Annotated in this window: 13 protein-coding genes; 7 read left to right on the forward strand and 6 right to left on the reverse strand. The window is 70.0% G+C overall.

Annotated elements, in window-relative coordinates:
* Positions 1–40: 40 nt before the first annotated feature.
* From AB0I81_RS27795 to AB0I81_RS27805, 3 genes are all read right to left on the reverse strand, one after another.
* Positions 41–2,662 (reverse strand): phosphoenolpyruvate carboxylase, encoded by a 2,622-nt coding sequence (locus tag AB0I81_RS27795; protein WP_360662195.1) that lies wholly within the window; start codon positions 2,660–2,662, stop codon positions 41–43.
* Positions 2,663–2,730: 68 nt separating this feature from the next.
* Positions 2,731–4,299 (reverse strand): hypothetical protein, encoded by a 1,569-nt coding sequence (locus AB0I81_RS27800; RefSeq protein WP_360662198.1) that lies wholly within the window; start codon positions 4,297–4,299, stop codon positions 2,731–2,733.
* On the reverse strand, positions 4,296–5,069 hold the full coding sequence (locus AB0I81_RS27805; protein WP_360662201.1) for an ABC transporter ATP-binding protein: 774 nt from the start codon (positions 5,067–5,069) through the stop codon (positions 4,296–4,298). Before AB0I81_RS27805 ends, AB0I81_RS27800 begins: the two co-directional genes overlap by 4 nt.
* Positions 5,070–5,105: 36 nt before the next feature.
* Here AB0I81_RS27805 and AB0I81_RS27810 point away from each other — a divergent pair, with 36 nt between their 5' ends.
* From AB0I81_RS27810 to AB0I81_RS27835, 6 genes are all read left to right on the forward strand, one after another.
* Positions 5,106–6,692, forward strand: a complete 1,587-nt coding sequence (locus AB0I81_RS27810) for an acyl-CoA carboxylase subunit beta (protein ID WP_360662204.1) — start codon at positions 5,106–5,108, stop codon at positions 6,690–6,692.
* Positions 6,689–6,898, forward strand: coding sequence for an acyl-CoA carboxylase subunit epsilon (locus AB0I81_RS27815; protein ID WP_360662207.1), 210 nt, complete (start codon positions 6,689–6,691; stop codon positions 6,896–6,898). Before AB0I81_RS27810 ends, AB0I81_RS27815 begins: the two co-directional genes overlap by 4 nt.
* Before the next feature lie 107 nt (positions 6,899–7,005).
* Positions 7,006–7,947 carry an NYN domain-containing protein gene (locus AB0I81_RS27820; protein WP_360662210.1) on the forward strand — a complete coding sequence of 314 codons (942 nt, stop codon included), beginning with the start codon at positions 7,006–7,008 and terminating at the stop codon, positions 7,945–7,947.
* Between the two features lie 117 nt (positions 7,948–8,064).
* Complete coding sequence (locus AB0I81_RS27825; RefSeq protein WP_360662213.1) at positions 8,065–9,618, forward strand: AlkA N-terminal domain-containing protein; 1,554 nt, start codon at positions 8,065–8,067, stop codon at positions 9,616–9,618.
* Complete coding sequence (locus tag AB0I81_RS27830; RefSeq protein ID WP_360662216.1) at positions 9,615–10,130, forward strand: methylated-DNA--[protein]-cysteine S-methyltransferase; 516 nt, start codon at positions 9,615–9,617, stop codon at positions 10,128–10,130. The genes AB0I81_RS27825 and AB0I81_RS27830 overlap by 4 nt, the downstream gene beginning before the upstream one ends.
* Positions 10,131–10,161: 31 nt before the next feature.
* On the forward strand, positions 10,162–11,058 hold the full coding sequence (locus AB0I81_RS27835) for a hypothetical protein (RefSeq protein ID WP_360662219.1): 897 nt from the start codon (positions 10,162–10,164) through the stop codon (positions 11,056–11,058).
* Positions 11,059–11,107: 49 nt separating this feature from the next.
* Here AB0I81_RS27835 and AB0I81_RS27840 read toward each other — a convergent pair whose 3' ends face one another.
* Positions 11,108–12,040 carry a hypothetical protein gene (locus tag AB0I81_RS27840; protein ID WP_360662222.1) on the reverse strand — a complete coding sequence of 311 codons (933 nt, stop codon included), beginning with the start codon at positions 12,038–12,040 and terminating at the stop codon, positions 11,108–11,110.
* A gap of 161 nt (positions 12,041–12,201) precedes the next feature.
* Between AB0I81_RS27840 and AB0I81_RS27845 the strand changes: the two genes are divergently transcribed.
* A complete protein-coding gene (locus AB0I81_RS27845) occupies positions 12,202–13,296 on the forward strand; it encodes an RNA-guided endonuclease TnpB family protein (RefSeq protein WP_360662224.1) in 1,095 nt (364 codons plus the stop codon).
* 119 nt (positions 13,297–13,415) lie between these two features.
* On the opposite strand, the gene AB0I81_RS27850 is transcribed toward AB0I81_RS27845, so the two are convergent.
* Both AB0I81_RS27850 and AB0I81_RS27855 read right to left on the reverse strand, forming a co-directional pair.
* Entirely contained in the window at positions 13,416–14,021 is a 606-nt protein-coding gene (locus AB0I81_RS27850; protein WP_360662227.1) for a hypothetical protein, read from the reverse strand.
* Entirely contained in the window at positions 14,018–16,948 is a 2,931-nt protein-coding gene (locus AB0I81_RS27855) for a BTAD domain-containing putative transcriptional regulator (protein ID WP_360662230.1), read from the reverse strand. Before AB0I81_RS27855 ends, AB0I81_RS27850 begins: the two co-directional genes overlap by 4 nt.
* Positions 16,949–16,959 lie beyond the last annotated feature (11 nt).

The following is a 16,959-nucleotide window of genomic DNA, read 5'->3' on the forward strand; positions in this document are numbered from 1 at the left end:
GGGAGGCCCCGCATGGTCGCCTCCCGCTCGAAGACAAACCTCAGCCGGTGTTCTGCAGGCCCGCTGCCACGCCGTTCACCGACAGCAGCAACAACGTGGAGAGGCGGTCGCGTTCCTGGTCCGAGAGGGTTTCCGTGCGCAGGGCGCGCAGCGCGCGGAGCTGGAGGTGGGACAGGGCGTCCACGTACGGGTCCCGGAGCTGGACGGCGCGCGAGAGGACCTTGCGGTTCTCCAGCAGCCGCGTGTGCCCCGTGACCCGCAGCACCAGCTCCCTGGTCCGGTCGTACTCCTCCAGCACCTGCCGGGCGAAGTCCTCCCTGCCGCCCAGCGCCAGGTAGCGCTTGGCGATCGAGCGGTCGGTCTTGGCCAGGGACATCTCCGCGTTGTCCAGCATCACGTTGAACAGCGGCCACTCCGCGTACGCCGCCCGCAGCTCGTCCAGGGAGTCCACCGCGGCCAGGCCGGTGCCCAGGCCGTACCAGCCGGGCAGGTTGACCCGGGTCTGGGCCCAGGCGAAGACCCACGGGATCGCGCGCAGGTCGTCGAGGGAGCGGGGGGCGCCGAGGCCGCGGCGGGCCGGGCGGGAGCCGAGGCGCAGGGAGCCGATCTCCTCCAGCGGGCTGACCAGGCCGAACCACTCGGGGAAGCCCGGAGCCTCGGTCAGTCCGCGGTAGGCCTGCTCCGAGGCGGTGGCCACCTGCTCGGCCAGGCCGCGGAAACGTTCGGCCGCGGTCGCGGTGCGGGCCCCGACCGTGGGTGAGGAGGCCAGCAGGACGGCGTTGGCCACCTGCTCCAGGTGGCGGCGGGCGATGGCGATGTGGCCGTAGCGGGCGAAGATGACCTCGCCCTGCTCGGTGACCTTGAAGCGGCCCGCGACCGAGCCGGGGGCCTGCGCCAGCACCGCGCGGTTGGCCGGGCCGCCGCCGCGGCCGAGCGCGCCGCCGCGGCCGTGGAACATGCGCAGCTGTACGTCGTTCGCGGCGGCCCAGGCGGTCAGCTCCTCCTGAGCCTCGTAGAGCCGGAGCGTGGCGGCGGCCGGGCCGAGTTCCTTGGCCGAGTCGGAGTAGCCGAGCATGATCTCCATGCGCCGCCCGGTGTCCGCCAGACGCCGCCGCACCTCGGGGATGTCGAGCATGCCGGCCAGTACCCGCGGCGAGTTGGCCAGGTCCTGGCCGGACTCGAACAGGGGCACCACGTCGAGCACCGGCGCGCGGTCGCCGAGTGCGTGCCTGGCCAGCTCGTACACGGCCGCGATGTCCTCGGCGGTGCGGGTGAAGGAGACCACGTAGCGGGAGCAGGCGGTGACGCCGAAGCGCTCCTGGATCCAGCCGATCACCCGGATCGTGGCCAGGACCTCCTCGGTGCGCTCGGACGGCTCGCCGCCGGCCCGCAGCTCCTCCAGGGCCGCCGCGTGCACCTGGGAGTGCTGGCGCACCTCCAGCTCGGCCAGGTGGAAGCCGAACGTCTCCACCTGCCAGATGAGGTGCTGCAGTTCCCCGTACGCCTGCCGCGGCGCCGAGGCGGCCAGCGACTCCTGCGCCAGCCGGAGGTCGGCCAGCAGCTCGGCGGGCGAGCGGTAGGCCAGGTCGAGGTCGCGGCGGTGGGTGGCGGCGATGCGCGCGGCGACGAACAGCAACCACTGGCGGTGCGGCTCGCGCGGCGAGCGGGTGGCCAGCTCGGAGACGACGTCGGGGTGGGCGTCCACGGCCGCCGCCAGTGCCGACCTCAGCCGGTCGGAGGGGGGCACGAACTGGCCGGAGGACGTGAGCGTGCGGGCGATGCGCGAGCAGGCGGTCTCCAGGGCCGTCAGCACGTGCTCGGACTGGATCTGGATGGTCTCGCGGGTGATCTTGGAGGTGACGTTCGGGTTGCCGTCGCGGTCGCCGCCGATCCAGCTCCCGTACCGGATGAAGGGTCTGGCCTGCGGCGGCCGGGTGCCGGTGCGCTCGTCGAGCGCCGCGTCCAGCGCGCGGTAGACCTGCGGAACCATGCGGAACAACGTCTCGTCGAAGGCGGCCATGGCCGTGCGCACCTCGTCGAGCGGGTCGAGCTTGGTGGAACGGAGCTGGGCCGTGCGCCACAGCAGGTCGATCTCCTCCAGCATGCGCCGCTTGCTCTCGGCGCGCTCGGAGGCGCCGCGGCCCGGCGCGTTGTACTCGGTGAGCTGGCCGCTGACCCGCTGGATGGCGGTGACGACCGCGCGCCTGCGCGCCTCGGTGGGATGCGCGGTGAGCACCGGATGCAGCTCCAGGCCCTCCAGCAACTCGCCGACGCGTTCATGCCCCAGTTCGTGTACGGCCTGCGCCAGCGACTCGCGCTGGACCCTGCCCTCGGTGTCCCGCTCCCGCAGCGTGCGGATGCGGTAGTGCTCCTCGGCCAGGTTGGCCAGGTGGAAGTAGCAGGTGAACGCGCGGGCCACGGCCACGGCCCGCTCGATCTCCCATTCGGCGACCATCTCGGTGATCACGTCGGCCGAGATCTCATTTCTGCGCGCGGCGATGACCGCCTTGCGCAACCGTTCGACGTCGGCCAGCAGGTCTTCTCCGCCCTGCTCGGCCAGCACCTGGCCGAGCAGTTTGCCGAGCATACGCACATCGTGGCGTAGCTCGTCCGGCATCTCGGTTACGGCGACACTGCGACGCTCGAGCCCCTGGTCAATCATGTTTTGAAGGGTACAGAGTCGATAAATGACGCCGCAGGCCGGTCTCAGTTATTGGACTAGACCACTGCTCAAGTGGGCTTTGACACCGCCGCGAGCAACTCCGGCGTACGGGCGAAGCCGATGCCCGCGCCCAGCCGCCGCCCGAGCACCTCCGCCAGCAGCCCGTAGAACGGCGCCAGCGCGGTGATCCAGTAGAGCCCGAACAACATCGGCACGAGGAACGGCAGGGCGAGCAGCCCGACGCCCACCATCGCCCCCATGGACGAGGCCAGCGCCAGCCCGCCCTGGCCGGGCGCGGCGCCGCTGAAGGCGTTCATGCGTTCCGGCACCGTGTACGGCAGCACCACGCTCGTCACCGACCCGACGCCCAGCCCGACCCCGAGCGTGCCCCAGCCCACCAGCATGGCGGGCAGGATCGCGCCCGGCTGACCGAGCACCAACCCGGCCACGACGGCGATCACGGCCAGCATCGGCACGGCGACCAGCGCGTTGGCCAGGTGACGCCCGGCCAGGTCGGTGGCCAGGGCGCGCGGGGAGCCGAAGGCGACGGCGTTCATCCAGACCGAGCGGCCGTCGATGCCGAACGCGTTGCCGGACTGCAGGGCGATCATCAGGGCGCCCGCCGCGGCCAGGACGATCGGTATCCCGAACCCGCCGCCGCCCTCGACCGTCCTGCTCAGCGAGAACGACAACACGACCGTGACCAGGACGGCGCTGAACCAGCCCAGCCGGTAGCGGGGCTCGCGCCTGAAGTACTTCAGCTCCTTGGTCACCACCGCCGCCAGCGGCCCGTCCGGCAGGTACCTGTCGACCAGGCCGCTCTCCCTGCGTACGTCGGCCGCCTGGGTGGAGGAGTCGGGCGTGACCAGGGCCCGGCTCAGCGCCTTGATCCACAACCAGGCCAGCGCCACGACGAGCAGCGCCACGAAGACCACCTCGGCCAGGCCCGCCAGGCCGCCCTCGGAGATCGCGTGGGCCATCATGCCGGGCGGGGTCCAGCGCAGCAGGCCCGCCATCTGGTGCAACATGGCCGTCGGGTCGGCGAAGCCGGAGTTCATGACCAGGTTGGGCAGCTGAGTGAGCAGCACGACGAGTAGCGCGGCCCCGGCCAGCACGTCACGGCCGCGCCGGGTGCGCAGCGCGCTGGACAACGAGGTGGTGATCAGCCGGGAGGTCACCACGCAGAGCGCGAACTGCAGCAGCACGGCCGGCACCCCGAGCAGCCAGCCACCGGCGTTGGAGGCCAGCCCGACCAGGGCGCCGAACGTGACGATCAGCATCGCCGCCGGCCAGACGCCGGTCACGGACGCGGTGAACATGCCGATCGCCAGGCGGCGCGTGCTCAGCGGGAAGAGCGACAGCTTGGCCGGGTCGAGCGTGTCGTCCAGGCCGAACGCCATCAGCGGCACGACCATCCAGGCGAACCAGAAGGCCGCGAAGAAGACGGTCACGAGGGAGAAGGTGATGTCCTGCGGCGCCAGGCGGAGCAGGCTCATGAGGAAGAAGCCGAGGGCGGCCAGGCCGGTGGCGGCGACGAGGGTGAGGATGAAGCCGGCCTTGCGGGCCAGGTCACCGCGCAGGTTGCCGGCCAGCAGGCGCAGCTTGAGCTGCGCGAACAGGGCGACGGTCGACATCATTGATCCTTGGCTTTGGCGCCGAGCCAGCTCAGGTCCGAGTCGCCGCCGCCCGCGGAGTGGCCGACCAGGTCGAGGAATGCCTGGTTGAGGCTGCGCTCACCGCGTACGTCCGCTAATGGCCCCTGCGCCACGATATGACCCCCGCTCATCACCGACACCCAGTCACACAGCCGCTCGACCAGGTCCATCACGTGGCTGGAGAAGATGACGGTGGAGCCGGAGGCGGTGTAGCGGCGCAGCACCTCGGTCAGCGTGTTGGCGCTGACCGGGTCGACGCCCTCGAACGGCTCGTCCAGGAAGAGCACCGACGGGTTGTGCAGCAGCGCGGCGGCCAGGCCGATCTTCTTGCGCATGCCGGTGGAGTAGTCGACGACCAGCTTGTCGGCGGCGGCGGTCAGGTCCATGACGGCCAGCAGTTCGCCCGCGCGTCGCTCGACGTCGGCCTTGGGGATGCCGCGCAGCCGTCCGTTGTAGATGAGCAGCTCGCGGCCCGACAGCCGCTCGAACAGCCGCAGCCCCTCGGGCAGTACGCCGATGCGCGCCTTGACCTCGATGGGGTCACGCCAGACGTGGAAGCCGTCCACCTCGGCGGAGCCGCCGTCCGGGCGGATCAATCCGGTGATCATGCTGAGGGTGGTCGTCTTGCCCGCGCCGTTGGGGCCGACCAGGCCCGCGAAGCTGCCCGCGGGGACGACGAGATCGACTCCCGCGACCGCGACCTGCTGTCCGTATCGCTTGAGCAGACCCTGGGTGCGAACCGCATCCGTCATGGATCCACTCTAGGCAGAGGGGCTAGCCTTGCGCGCATGAGCACTGCCGAGGCGATGCCGGAAGAGCCGGACATACACACCACCGCAGGGAAGATCGCCGATCTGGAGCGGCGACTCGACGAGGCCGTGCACGCGGGCTCGGCCGCGGCGGTGGACAAGCAGCATGCCAGAGGCAAGATGACGGCCAGGGAGCGGGTGCTGGCGCTGCTGGACGAGGGTTCGTTCGTGGAGTTCGACGAGTTCGCCAGGCACCGCTCCACGATGTTCGGGCTGGAGCAGCGGCGGCCGTACGGCGACGGCGTCATCACCGGGCACGGCACGGTGGACGGCCGGCAGGTGTGCGTGTTCTCGCAGGACGTGACGGTGTTCGGCGGCTCGCTCGGCGAGGTGTACGGCGAGAAGATCGTCAAGGTGCTCGACCTGGCGATCAAGACCGGCTGCCCGATCATCGGCATCAACGAGGGCGGCGGCGCGCGCATCCAGGAGGGTGTGGTCGCGCTCGGCCTGTACGCGGAGATCTTCAAGCGCAACGTGCACGCCTCGGGCGTGATCCCGCAGATCTCGTTGATCATGGGTGCCGCGGCCGGGGGCCACGTCTACTCCCCCGCGCTGACCGACTTCGTGGTGATGGTGGACCAGACCTCGCACATGTTCATCACCGGGCCGGACGTGATCAAGACGGTGACCGGCGAGGAGGTCACGTTCGAGGAGCTCGGCGGGGCGCACGCGCACAACACCAAGTCCGGCGTGGCGCACTACCAGGCCGCCGACGAGACCGACGCGCTCGACTACGTCAAGGCGCTGCTGTCCTACCTGCCGTCGAACAACCTGGACGAGGCCCCGGTGTACGCGCCCGCCACGGACCTGGAGCCGGACGCCGAGCTGGACGAGCTGATCCCCGACTCGCCGAACCAGCCGTACGACATGCACCGGGTGATCGAGCACGTGCTGGACGAGGGCGAGTTCCTGGAGGTCCATGCGCTGTTCGCGCCGAACATCGTGGTCGGGTACGGCCGCGTGGACGGCCAGCCGGTGGGCGTCGTGGCCAACCAACCCATGCATTTCGCCGGATGTCTGGATATCAACGCATCCGAGAAAGCTGCGCGATTTATTCGAACATGTGATGCGTTCAACATTCCCGTCGTGACATTTGTTGATGTGCCGGGTTTCCTTCCCGGGACCGATCAGGAATGGAACGGAATCATCCGCCGCGGCGCCAAGCTCCTGTACGCCTACGCCGAGGCGACCGTCCCGCTGATCACGGTGATCACGCGTAAGGCGTACGGCGGCGCGTACGACGTCATGGGCTCCAAGCACCTCGGCGCGGACGTCAACCTGGCCTGGCCCACCGCCCAGATCGCGGTCATGGGCGCACAGGGCGCGGTCAACATCCTGCACCGGCGCAGGCTGGCCGCCGCCGACGACCCGGAGTCCGAGCGCGCCAAGCTCGTCACCGAGTACGAGGACACGCTGGCCAACCCGTACATCGCGGCCGAACGCGGCTATGTGGACGCCGTGATCCGGCCGTCCGAAACACGTCCCCAGATCGTCAGAGCGCTGCGGGCGCTGCGGAACAAGCGGGCCACGCTCCCGCCCAAGAAGCACGGGAACATTCCGCTATGACGGCGCATCTGCGAATTGTCCGCGGCGATGCCACGCCCGAGGAGATCGCCGCGTTGACGACTGTCCTGGTGGCAAGGCAGAACCCACCGGCCGTACCTGAGACCCCTCCCGCACCACGAAGCCAAACATGGCGAAACCCGGCTAGAGGTATGCGTAAGCCTGTCGCGCCGGGGAAGTCGGCATGGCGGATGAGCGCACTACCCTAGATAGATCCTGCGAATCGGGTGTCAAGTTCCCCGGGAGTTGGGACTATCTAGAGAAAGTAGGCGTATATAGTCAGCCGATCAACTAACACCGCGGCCTGGAGGACGACATGGCCATCCCAGACCTCATGCCGCATCCTGTGGCAGCCAAGTACGCCGTCCTAGTGGATGTCGGTTATCTGTACGCGGCGGCAGGTGAAGTGCTGCTCGCCGCGAAGGAGCGCAAGGAATATCGGGTGGCCGCCGATGAGCTCATCCAGAGTCTACAGAAACATGCAGAGGAACGTATTTCGGGCGAACTTCTGCGGATCTATTGGTATGACGCAGCCCGTGATCGCGTGCCTACCGTCGACCAGCGGGTCATCGCTCAGCTTCCGTGGGTCAAGGTGCGACTTGGCAACCTGAACGCCCGTGGCCAGCAGAAGGGCGTGGACGCGCAGATCCGGAGCGATCTGGAGGCACTGGCCAGGCATCACGCGGTCACCGACACGATCCTGCTGGCGGGCGATGAGGACATGGTTCCGGCGGTCGAGGCGGCGCAGGCCTACGGCGTGCGCATCCATCTGTGGGGCGTCGAACCGCCTTACGGCACCAACCAGGCCGAGCGCCTGGTGTGGGAGTCCGACACCGTCGAAGTGATCAGCGCCGATTTTCTAAGACCCTTTTTCAGTCGTGCACCGCAACCCGTTCCGGTCACCCCACCCGCCGCCGCCCCGTCGCCCGCCCAGGTGTTCGCCGGGCGTGCTCCCGTCAAACCGCACGTCAAACCCGGGCAGGTCGCCAAGCTCGGGCCCAGCAGGCCGCGCGTGGAGGACGTGGGCGAGCACGTCGCGCAGAAGTGGATCCTCACCCGTGGCCGCGACAACATCCGTGACCTGCTGCCCGGCCCGATCCTGCCGACCGTGATCGACACCGAGCTGCTGATCGAGGCGGAGAAGGAGCTCGGGCACTCGTTGCGGCCTTACCCGGAGGCGCGGGTGTGGTTGCGTGACGGGTTCTGGGCTCGGGTCTACCGGGAGTTCGACCTGGGGGTGGGCGTCTCGTCCAAGTAACGCGTCCGGTGCTGTCCGGGCCGTTGTGCCGACCCTTCTGGGTCTGTGCGGCGGCCCTGATGTCAGCGTCCGATTTCCGCCAGTCAGCACCCTTGGGGAGCGCATACTGTCGGAAGCATGTCGCCACTGGAACTGGACTTCGACTCCTGCTACCGGGCGGTTTCCTCTAGGGACGCCCGGTTCGACGGGCGTTTCTACACGGCGGTGACGACGACGCGCATCTACTGCCGTCCGATCTGCCCCGCCCGCACCCCCGCGTCCCGCAACGTGCGCTTCTACCGGCACGCGGCATCGGCCGAGGCCGCCGGCTTCCGCCCCTGCAAGCGCTGCCGCCCCGAGTTGTCCCCCGGCGATCCCGGCTGGGACCTGCGTGGTGACCTCGTCGGGCGGGCACTGCGGCTCATCGACGACGGCGCGGCCGACGAGCAGGGCGTCGCCGGGCTGGCCAGGCGGCTGCACATCACCGAGCGGCACCTGCACCGGCTGTTCGTGGCCGAACTGGGCGTCGGGCCGCTGGCGGTGGCTCGGACGAAGCGGCTGCTGCTGGCCAAGCAACTGCTGACGGAGACGGGGCTGCCGGTTACTGAGGTGGCGTTCGCGTCCGGGTTCGGGAGCGTGCGGCAGTTCAACGCGACGATGCGGGAGACGTACGGCTTCACACCGAGCGAACTACGCGCCACGGTCGGACCGAAGGCAGCACGAACGGCCGCCGCCGTCGGACCGAAGGCGACGCGAACGGCCGCCGCTGTTGTACCGAAGGCGACGCGAACGGCCGCCGCGACCCGGCCGTCGAACGGCACGGGCCCGGTCCGCGCCACCGGCGACACGGCTTCACCAGGGGCTGACATGAGTGGCATGGCCGCCGGGCCGGTCACGCTCAGGCTGCGGCTGCACCGGCGCGAACCGTACGACGTGGCCGGAGTCTTCGCCTTCCTCACCTCCCGGGCGATTCCCGGACTTGAGGTGGCGGATCACACGTCGTACACGAGAGCCGTGCAAGGCGGCACGATCACTCTCACCCCCGCCAAAGACCACATCGCGCTGGACGTGGCCATGGACGACACGCGGCAGCTCGCCCGCGTCGTGGCCCGCTGCCGCCGCCTGCTCGACCTGGACGCGGACCCGCAGGCCATCTCGGACATCCTCGGCCAGACCTCGCTAGCCCCGCTGGTGGCGGCGCGGCCGGGGCTGCGGGTGCCGGGGGCGTTCGACGGGTTCGAGCTGGCCGTGCGCGCGGTCGTGGGCCAGCAGATCTCGGTGGCAGGAGCCCGTACGCTGCTCGGCCGCATTGTCGCCAGGACCGCCGCGCCCGGCGGCCTCTTCCCCGCCCCCGACCTGCTGCTGGACACCGACCTGACCGGCCTCGGCCTGACCAACCGCCGGATCGACACGCTCAAGGACCTGGCCGCCCGCCTGGTCGAGGGCCGCATCGACCTGGACGGCGCGCAGGATCCGGCGGAGGCGGTGGCGGAACTGCTGGAGGTACGCGGCATCGGGCCGTGGACGGCCGGCTACATCGCGCTGCGGGCGCTGCGCGACCCCGACGCGTGGCCCACGGGCGACCTGGTGCTGGACAAGCGCATGGCCGCCCTGGGCATTCCCCAGGACCACATCGAGCGGTGGCGCCCGTGGCGGGCGTACGCCGCCCTGCACCTCTGGAGCTCTTCATGATCGCAGCACAGCTCGTACCGACGCCCGTGGGCCTCCCGCTGGCCCTGCTGACCCGCGAGGGGGTGCTGGTGGCGGCCGGCTTCACGGCCGAGCCCAAGGAGATGTTCGTCCGCCTCACGCCCGCGTTGCAGGCGGAGGGCCTGGAGATCGTCGAGGACCTCGGCATCGCGGCGGAGGCCACCCGCGCCTACTTCGCCGGCGACCTGGACGCACTGGACGCCGTCCCGGTCTCACAGCCCGGCACGCCGACGCGCAAGCGGCTGCACGAGGTGTTGCGCGAGGTCAAGGCCGGGACCACCGTGTCGTACGCGGAACTGGCCTCGCGTGCCGGCATGCCTCGAACGGCGGCCAGGGCGGCGGGCTCCGCCTGCGCACAGAACCTGATCGCGCCGTTCGTCCCGTGTCATCGGGTGCTGCCTTCGGGTGGGGGATATGGCGGGTATTACTACGGCGTACCGGTAAAAGAGTGGCTTCTTGCCCACGAAAACGGAGGAACGGTCAACTCTCTGTAATGGCATGACAGCGTTCGGTAATGTGTTCGGCATGCCAGTAACTCTGGAACACGAATACCTCATCGAACTCATACGCAATCGCCCATCCCTCGTCACGACGCTGCTGAACGAAGTGGGCGTCACCGTGCCCTCCTTCGACGAGGCACGACTGAGCGCCGCCGACTTCACCTACTGCCGCCCGACCGAGTACCGGGCCGACTCGGTCGTCGTCCTTTTCCGGGACAACGAACCGGTGCGCGCCGTGGTGCTGGAAGTGCAGCGGAAGTACGACGAAGACAAGGTCTGGTCCTGGCCGGTCTACATGGCGACGCTTCGGGCAATTCAGAAGTGTCCCGTGGTGCTTCTCGTCTTCTGCGAGGACGACAAGACTGCGATGGACTGCAAGAAGCCCATCCATATGGGGCACCCCGGATGGGTGCTGTCGCCGGTCGTCGCAGCGACCGGCGATGTGCCCAGGGTGACCGATGTCCAGCAGGCCCTCGCCGATCCCGAACTCGCCGCGCTCTCAGCCATCGTGCACGGCGATCCGACGACCGCCGAAGGAAGGCGGATCCTCAGCACGTTCTTCCAGGCCGGAGCGCTACGGAAGGAAGGGCTGCCAGGTTATTCTGAGTTGGTAATCATGCTGCAGCCCACCCTCGACGTCACCAAGTTCTTCAAGGAGTACGGCATGGCTCTTCCCACCGTGGAGGACGTCCTCTTCCACCCGTTCGTCCGCGAGTGCGTCGAGTTCGGCGAGGCGAAAGGCCAGGCGAAAGGCGAGGCGAAGGGCGAGGCAACAGCCATCGTCCTGTTCCTGGAAGCACGCGGCGTTCAGGTCACCGACGAAGCGCGGACCCGCATCGTCGAGTGCACCGACACGGACGTCCTGGAGTCCTGGGTCCGCAAGGCCGTCACCGCCGACAGCGTCGAAGAGCTGTTCGCCTGATCGAAGCCACAGGGCTGGCACGGCGCTCCGCCGCACCAGCCCTGACCCGTCAAGGTCGCACGTTGCTCTGGATCTCGCCCACCGGAACCTCCCGGGTGGTCTCCGACTGCACGGGGTCGAACTGGAACGGGACCGCCGCGCCTTGGCCCTGGATGGTGACCGGCCAGACGGTGGAGACGGTGAGGGTGTACTTCTCGCCCGGCCGGTCGATCGACGAGCGCAGATAGCGCACCCCGCACGTGAACTCCCCGCTCTTGGTGTAAGGCTTGCCGGCCGCCCCACACCCGCTCACGGTCACCTCGGCCCGATCGGACGACGTACCAGGGTCGATCTTGATTTCCTGGAGGGTCGCGACGATGGTCACGCTCATGACGCCGGGAAGCTCCGCCGTGACGGTACGGCGCGGCTGGCCGATGCCCTCCAGCCATACCCAGGTGGGCAGGTTGACGTAGCTCTTGGCGTCGGGGTTCAGCTCGATGGTGGGCTCAGGCACGGTCAGCGCGGCCCTGGCGATCTGTGCGAGTTGCTCGATCGTGAGGCCGGAGGGCGGCGTGGTGCCGTTCGGGACGAAGATGAACTGTTCGAGGTTGGTCCAGCAGGCCACGCCGTTCGGGTCGGCCTCGTTCAACCCGGGCAGCCACCAGCGCCCGTCCTCGCCGAGCTTGTCCTTGAACTGCTGGATGAACGCCTGGTGCCCCTCCTCGTCGATGCGGGCGCGGTTGGCCGCGTCGCGACCCGTGTCGCGCTGGCGCAGCATCTCCTCCGGGGTGGGGCCGGGCTCGTACCAGCACGGGCTCGGGATGCGGTAGCCGTCGCCCCTGCCGCCTCTCACGTCGCCGGAGACGACGATGTTGGTGTGCTTGCCCTGCCAGCCCGCCGTGTTGCCGGACTGGATCTTCTCCTGGGACGTCTCGCCGCCCGGGCCCGGGTCGGGGGCGAGCAGGAGCGGTGCGACGAGTAATGCCGCCAGCCAAGTCTTCATCAGATACCTCCGGGGAAACCCCCGCCTTCAGGCGGGGGAGGAATCGGACCTCTGCGGAGCAATACAGGGACAGGCGATTCGCCGCCGAACGGACCGCAGTATCGAACTTCCATACGAGCCTCAGATGATCCTGTGGCAGCATGTGAGGCCTGGCGCAGATCGTGAAGCGGGCCTACAAGTACCGCTTCCACCCGACCCCCGAGCAGGCCCGCGAGCTGGCCCGCACGTTCGGCTGCGTCCGCCTCGTCTACAACAAGGCACTCGAAGTACGCATTCGCGCCTACGCCGTGGAAGGGCGTCGCGTCTCCTACGTGGAGTCCTCCGCGTTGCTGACGCAGTGGAAACGCAGCGGCGAGTTCGACTTCCTGTTCGAGGTGTCGTCCGTGCCACTGCAGCAGGCACTGCGCCATCTGCAGGCGGGGTTCGCGAACTTCTTCGCCAAGCGCGCCCAGTACCCCGTGTTCAAGAGCAGGAAGAAGGCGGCGGCGTCGGCCGAGTACACGCGCTCGGCGTTCCGATGGCGCGACGGCCGATTGACGCTGGCGAAGATGGACGCTCCTCTGGCGATCGTGTGGTCGCGTCCGCTGCCCGAGGGCGCGCAGCCGTCCACTGTCACGGTGTCGAAGGACGCGGCCGGTCGGTGGTTCGTGTCCCTGCTGGTCGAGGAGAAGATCAGTCCTCTGCCGCCGGTCGCGGCGAACGTCGGGATCGATGCCGGGATCACCGCGCTGGCCACTCTGCCCACCGGGGAGAAGATCGTCAACCCGAAGCAGGAGCGTCGGGATCGGCGACGCCTGGCCAGGGCTCAGCGGGCGCTCGCCCGCAAAGAGAAGGGGTCGAACAACCGGGCCAAGGCCCGGCTGAAGGTGGCCCGCGTTCACGCCCGGATCACCGACCGCAGAAAGGATCACCTGCACAAGGTCACCACACGGCTTGTTCGCGAGAACCAAGTGATCGCCGTGGAAGACCTGACCGTCCGCAACATGGTCAAGAACCACTCGCTCGCCCGCGCCATCTCGGATGCGAGCTGGCGCGAGATGCGCTCCATGCTGGAGTACAAGGCCCAGTGGTACGGGCGCACACTGGTGGCCGTGGACCGCTGGTTCCCCTCCAGCAAGCTGTGCTCGGCGTGCGGAGCCCTGCACGAGCGGATGCCGCTGAACATCCGGGAGTGGACCTGTGCCTGCGGCGCGGCCCATGACCGGGATGTGAATGCGGCCAAGAACGTGCTCGCCGCCGGGCTGGCGGAGAGCTGAAACGCCTGTGGAGCTGGTGTAAGACCTCAACGAGAGTCCTCTCGGATGGGCAACCGGCGATGAAACAGGAACTCTCACGGGCGACCGTGGGAATCCTCCTCGTTCACGAGGGGAGGATGTCAACGGGTGCATCTCTCTCTGGAATCGACGTAGGTTCTGATGCGCCACACCCCGTCGTCGCCGCGGCGGGCGGCCACGCTCTGGCCGTAAGGGGTGCGCAGCCAGGCGGGCTGGGGGCTGACGGCCTTGCCCGTGCGGGAGGAGACCATCCGGATGCCCGACTCGTCCACGCAGGCGTTGAGCTGGGCGCCCTTGCCCACCCGCGCGCTGACCCGCAGGTTGTACAGCCGGCCGACGCCGCGCATCGTCAACCGTTCGTCGGCGAAGGAGGCCACCCAGTCGCTCGCCTGGACGGCCGCGTCGAGTTCGAGGCCCTCCTTGTAGACGCGCCGCCCCTCCGCCACGGCCTTGCGGGTGCCGACGTACTGGTCGACCATGACCTTGAGCAGGGGGTCCGGGGTCGCGGGCCACTCGATTCGGGCCCGCAGGCCGTCGGCGATCCGTACCGTCTCGGGGCCTTCCGAGGGTTGCTCGGCGGCGTCCGTGGGGAAGGCTCGCGTGGTGTCCGCCGCCGGCGGAGCCTCCTCCGGTTGGTACGGCCGCTCGGCCGCCGCCCCGCAACCCACCACCAGCAGCAGGCTCAGCATCGTTGCCGCACGTCTCATGCCGACGACTCCCTCACCACATGCATGCGCCACGTGGGCAGCAGTTCCTCGATCAACGCCTCGGTCTCGGGGGCCATCCCGCCTCCGTACGGATGCGAGGCCGCCCGGCGGACCAGCCCCTCCACGACGGCGCGCAGGCGTACGGTGTCCTCCGTCGCGTGTGTGGCCCGCAGCAGGTCGCGCCAGAGGGCCTCGTCGTCGGTCGCCAGCAGCAGTGCCGCCCGTACGGCGGCCACCGCGGCGTCGGGCTGGCCGTTGGCGAGCCGGATCTCGCAGAGCTGGTGCGCGGTGTCGGCCACGGCCGCGCTCACGTCGTACTCCAGGTCGTCGGCCGCCAGCCAGGCGTACCTGCCGGGCCTGCACCCGGCCAGCAGCGGGCCTCTGACCAGGCCGAGCGCCTTCTCCAGGAGGACGGCCCTGGCCGTGGGGTCCACCTGTGAGCGGCGTACGAGCTCGCGGAACAACACCCAGTCCGTACGCACCTCGGGCCCCAGCCTGAGCCGGCCCGCCTCGTCGGTGAGCAGGTGCCGGGGCCCCAGCCATTCGGCGACCCTGGCGATCGTGGCGTCCCTGACCATGTCCTGCACGCCGCGCGGCCACAACACGCCGCCGAGCACCACGGGATGCACGCCGCCCACGTGCGTGGCCAGGTACACCAGCAGTTCGGTGGCCAGCTCCGTCCTGCCCTCCTCCAGCGTGGGCAGGCCGGCGATCTCGACGGGGCCGAGTATGCGGATCTCGACCGTGGGCGGCTGCACCCCTTCCAGCGGCTCGGCCTCGGGGATGGCCTCGCCGTCGAGCCGGGAGGCGGTGCGGAACAGCTCGACCAGCGCGCGGTAGTGGCGGCGGGGCAGGAGTTGGGCGTCCACCTCGAAGCCCAGCTCGGCGATCCTGGCCTTGCCGTCCTCGCCGATCTCCAGCGTCCAGGTGGCGTGCGGGACCTCGCCCGCCAGCACGTAGCCGGCGGTGTCCCGGCGGGCCAGCAGCGCCAGGCGGCGGGCCTCCTCGTGGCTGGGCGCCACCGCGGACAGCAGGTAGTGGGCGCTGCGCGGGCTGCCGGTGATGCGCCCGGTCAACACCTCCCTGCGCGGGGCCGCGCCCGCCTCCAGTTCCGGCAGCACCTCCGCCAGGCTGCCGATCGCCCTGATGCGGGCCGGCGCGATGGCGGTCAGCTCCTGGCCGAAGCCGACGAGTGTGATGCGCATGTTGTCGGACCAGCGGTTCGTGGCCAGCTCGACGGCGAGGGCGGCCAGGGCGGCGGTGGTCTGCGGGCCGCGTACGTTGATCAGGCCCTGCGCCGCCTCCAGGTCGATGAGCACGCGTCCGCTGGCGTCCGTGCCGATGGAGACCAGCCCCGGGTACGGCGCTCCGACCGGCCGCGCATGCCCTCCGACATATGGCCGTTCTCCCTGGTTCGGCTGTTCCCCGGAGTTGAGCCGTTCTGCGGAGTACGGCCGTTCCCCGGAGTTGAGCCGTTCTGCGGAGTACGGCCGTTCCCCGGAGTATGGCCGGGCGTGGCTGCCCGAGTCGTTCGCGTACGGCGATCGGCCCGTGCGGGGTGCGGGTGTGGGGTCTGGGAGCAGGCGGCCCTCGTGGGCGGGCAGCCGCCAGATCTGGCCTCCGTCCGTGGCCGTCCACGGGGCGGGCGGGGCGTCGTCCGGCGGATGGATCCACAGGTCGAGATTGCGGGCCGACAGATGGGCGCCGTACACGGTGGGCGGCGTCCGGTGTTGCGCGGCCAGTTCGGCGCCGAGCATGCGCAGCCCGACGTCCAGCACGCGGGCGCCGGGCGCGTCGCCGCCCAGCCGGAGCGCGACCTCGGCCTGCGCGGCGTCGTCGCGCGGCCGGACGATCCTGCGCCCGAACACGCGCCGCCAGAGCTGCTCGTGCCGCCGCCTGGCCAGCACGAGCAGTAAACCGGCGGCGGCCAGGGAGGCGGCGGCGAGGTACGGCATCAGCTCGCCGCCCTGGGCCTCGCTCGCCGTGGGCTGCTGATCCGCCTGATCCTGCTGGGGCGGCTGGCGGTGTTGCGACTCGCCCTTCCTGCCCGGCGTCTCCCGGTCCTTGCCGGGCGTCTCCAGGTCTTTGGCCTCGCCCTTCTTCTCCTGCGCCTTGGCGCCCCCGTCCACGTGCGCCCGGCCGGGATGCTCGCGCAACGTCTGCGTGCGGGGCTGGTCGGCGGGCACGATGTGCACGTGCTTGGCGTCCTCCGGCATGTCGAGCACCCAGCCGGGCCTGATCAGGTCGGCCATCCTCAGCCGGGTGCCGTCCGGCTGCTCCTTGGCCTGGTTGAGCCGGTAGATCTCGGGATAGCGGCGGCCGTCCCCCAGGCACTTCTCCGCGATCTCCCACAGGCTCTCGTGGTGCCGCCCGTGCGGGGGCTGCACCACGTACACCTTCTTGGTCTTGGCGGTCTCCAGCGTGTGCTCGACAATCGGGGCGGAGTACGCGACCGCCGTCACCGGCGGGGCTGCGGGCGTGGGCGCCAGCTTCACCAGCGGCACCACCATCGCCCCCGCCGTGAACAGCAGCAACACGGCCGAGACCAGCTTGTTGGCCAGGAACTGCATGCCGCCGGAGAGCGGTACGCGGGCGGGCATGCCGACGCGGCGGACCCCGGCGTACACCTCGACCAGCACGCACAGGAAGAGCTGGAGCCAGGCCAGCCACACCAGCAGCTGGAGCACCGCCATGATCGTGCTCGGGCCGACGCGGCCGGTGAGCACGGCGGGGTTGGTCAGCTCGGGCGCGACGGGCGGCCCGACGTAGCTCAGCAGCGCGTACGGCACGCCGCCCACCAGCGCCACCAGCACGATCAGCGCCCCGATCCCGGCGAGCACGTCCCCGGCGCCCCGTCTGGCAGGAACGCGCACGGGACGTACGGGCACGTGACGCCCGTGTGATCGCGGCGGCTCTCGCGTCGGCATCGCCTCTCCTT

This window comes from Nonomuraea sp. NPDC050404 (assembly GCF_040655495.1).
Taxonomy (GTDB): Bacteria; Actinomycetota; Actinomycetes; order Streptosporangiales; family Streptosporangiaceae; genus Nonomuraea.

Bases quoted from the DNA above. Each gene is read 5' to 3' on its own strand.
- AB0I81_RS27795 (WP_360662195.1), bottom strand. From the start codon at position 2,662: ATGATTGACCAGGGGCTCGAGCGTCGCAGTGTCGCCGTAACCGAGATG.
- AB0I81_RS27800 (WP_360662198.1), bottom strand. From the start codon at position 4,299: ATGATGTCGACCGTCGCCCTGTTCGCGCAGCTCAAGCTGCGCCTGCTG.
- AB0I81_RS27805 (WP_360662201.1), bottom strand. From the start codon at position 5,069: ATGACGGATGCGGTTCGCACCCAGGGTCTGCTCAAGCGATACGGACAG.
- AB0I81_RS27810 (WP_360662204.1), top strand. From the start codon at position 5,106: ATGAGCACTGCCGAGGCGATGCCGGAAGAGCCGGACATACACACCACC.
- AB0I81_RS27815 (WP_360662207.1), top strand. From the start codon at position 6,689: ATGACGGCGCATCTGCGAATTGTCCGCGGCGATGCCACGCCCGAGGAG.
- AB0I81_RS27820 (WP_360662210.1), top strand. From the start codon at position 7,006: ATGGCCATCCCAGACCTCATGCCGCATCCTGTGGCAGCCAAGTACGCC.
- AB0I81_RS27825 (WP_360662213.1), top strand. From the start codon at position 8,065: ATGTCGCCACTGGAACTGGACTTCGACTCCTGCTACCGGGCGGTTTCC.
- AB0I81_RS27830 (WP_360662216.1), top strand. From the start codon at position 9,615: ATGATCGCAGCACAGCTCGTACCGACGCCCGTGGGCCTCCCGCTGGCC.
- AB0I81_RS27835 (WP_360662219.1), top strand. From the start codon at position 10,162: ATGCCAGTAACTCTGGAACACGAATACCTCATCGAACTCATACGCAAT.
- AB0I81_RS27840 (WP_360662222.1), bottom strand. From the start codon at position 12,040: ATGAAGACTTGGCTGGCGGCATTACTCGTCGCACCGCTCCTGCTCGCC.
- AB0I81_RS27850 (WP_360662227.1), bottom strand. From the start codon at position 14,021: ATGAGACGTGCGGCAACGATGCTGAGCCTGCTGCTGGTGGTGGGTTGC.
- AB0I81_RS27855 (WP_360662230.1), bottom strand. From the start codon at position 16,948: ATGCCGACGCGAGAGCCGCCGCGATCACACGGGCGTCACGTGCCCGTA.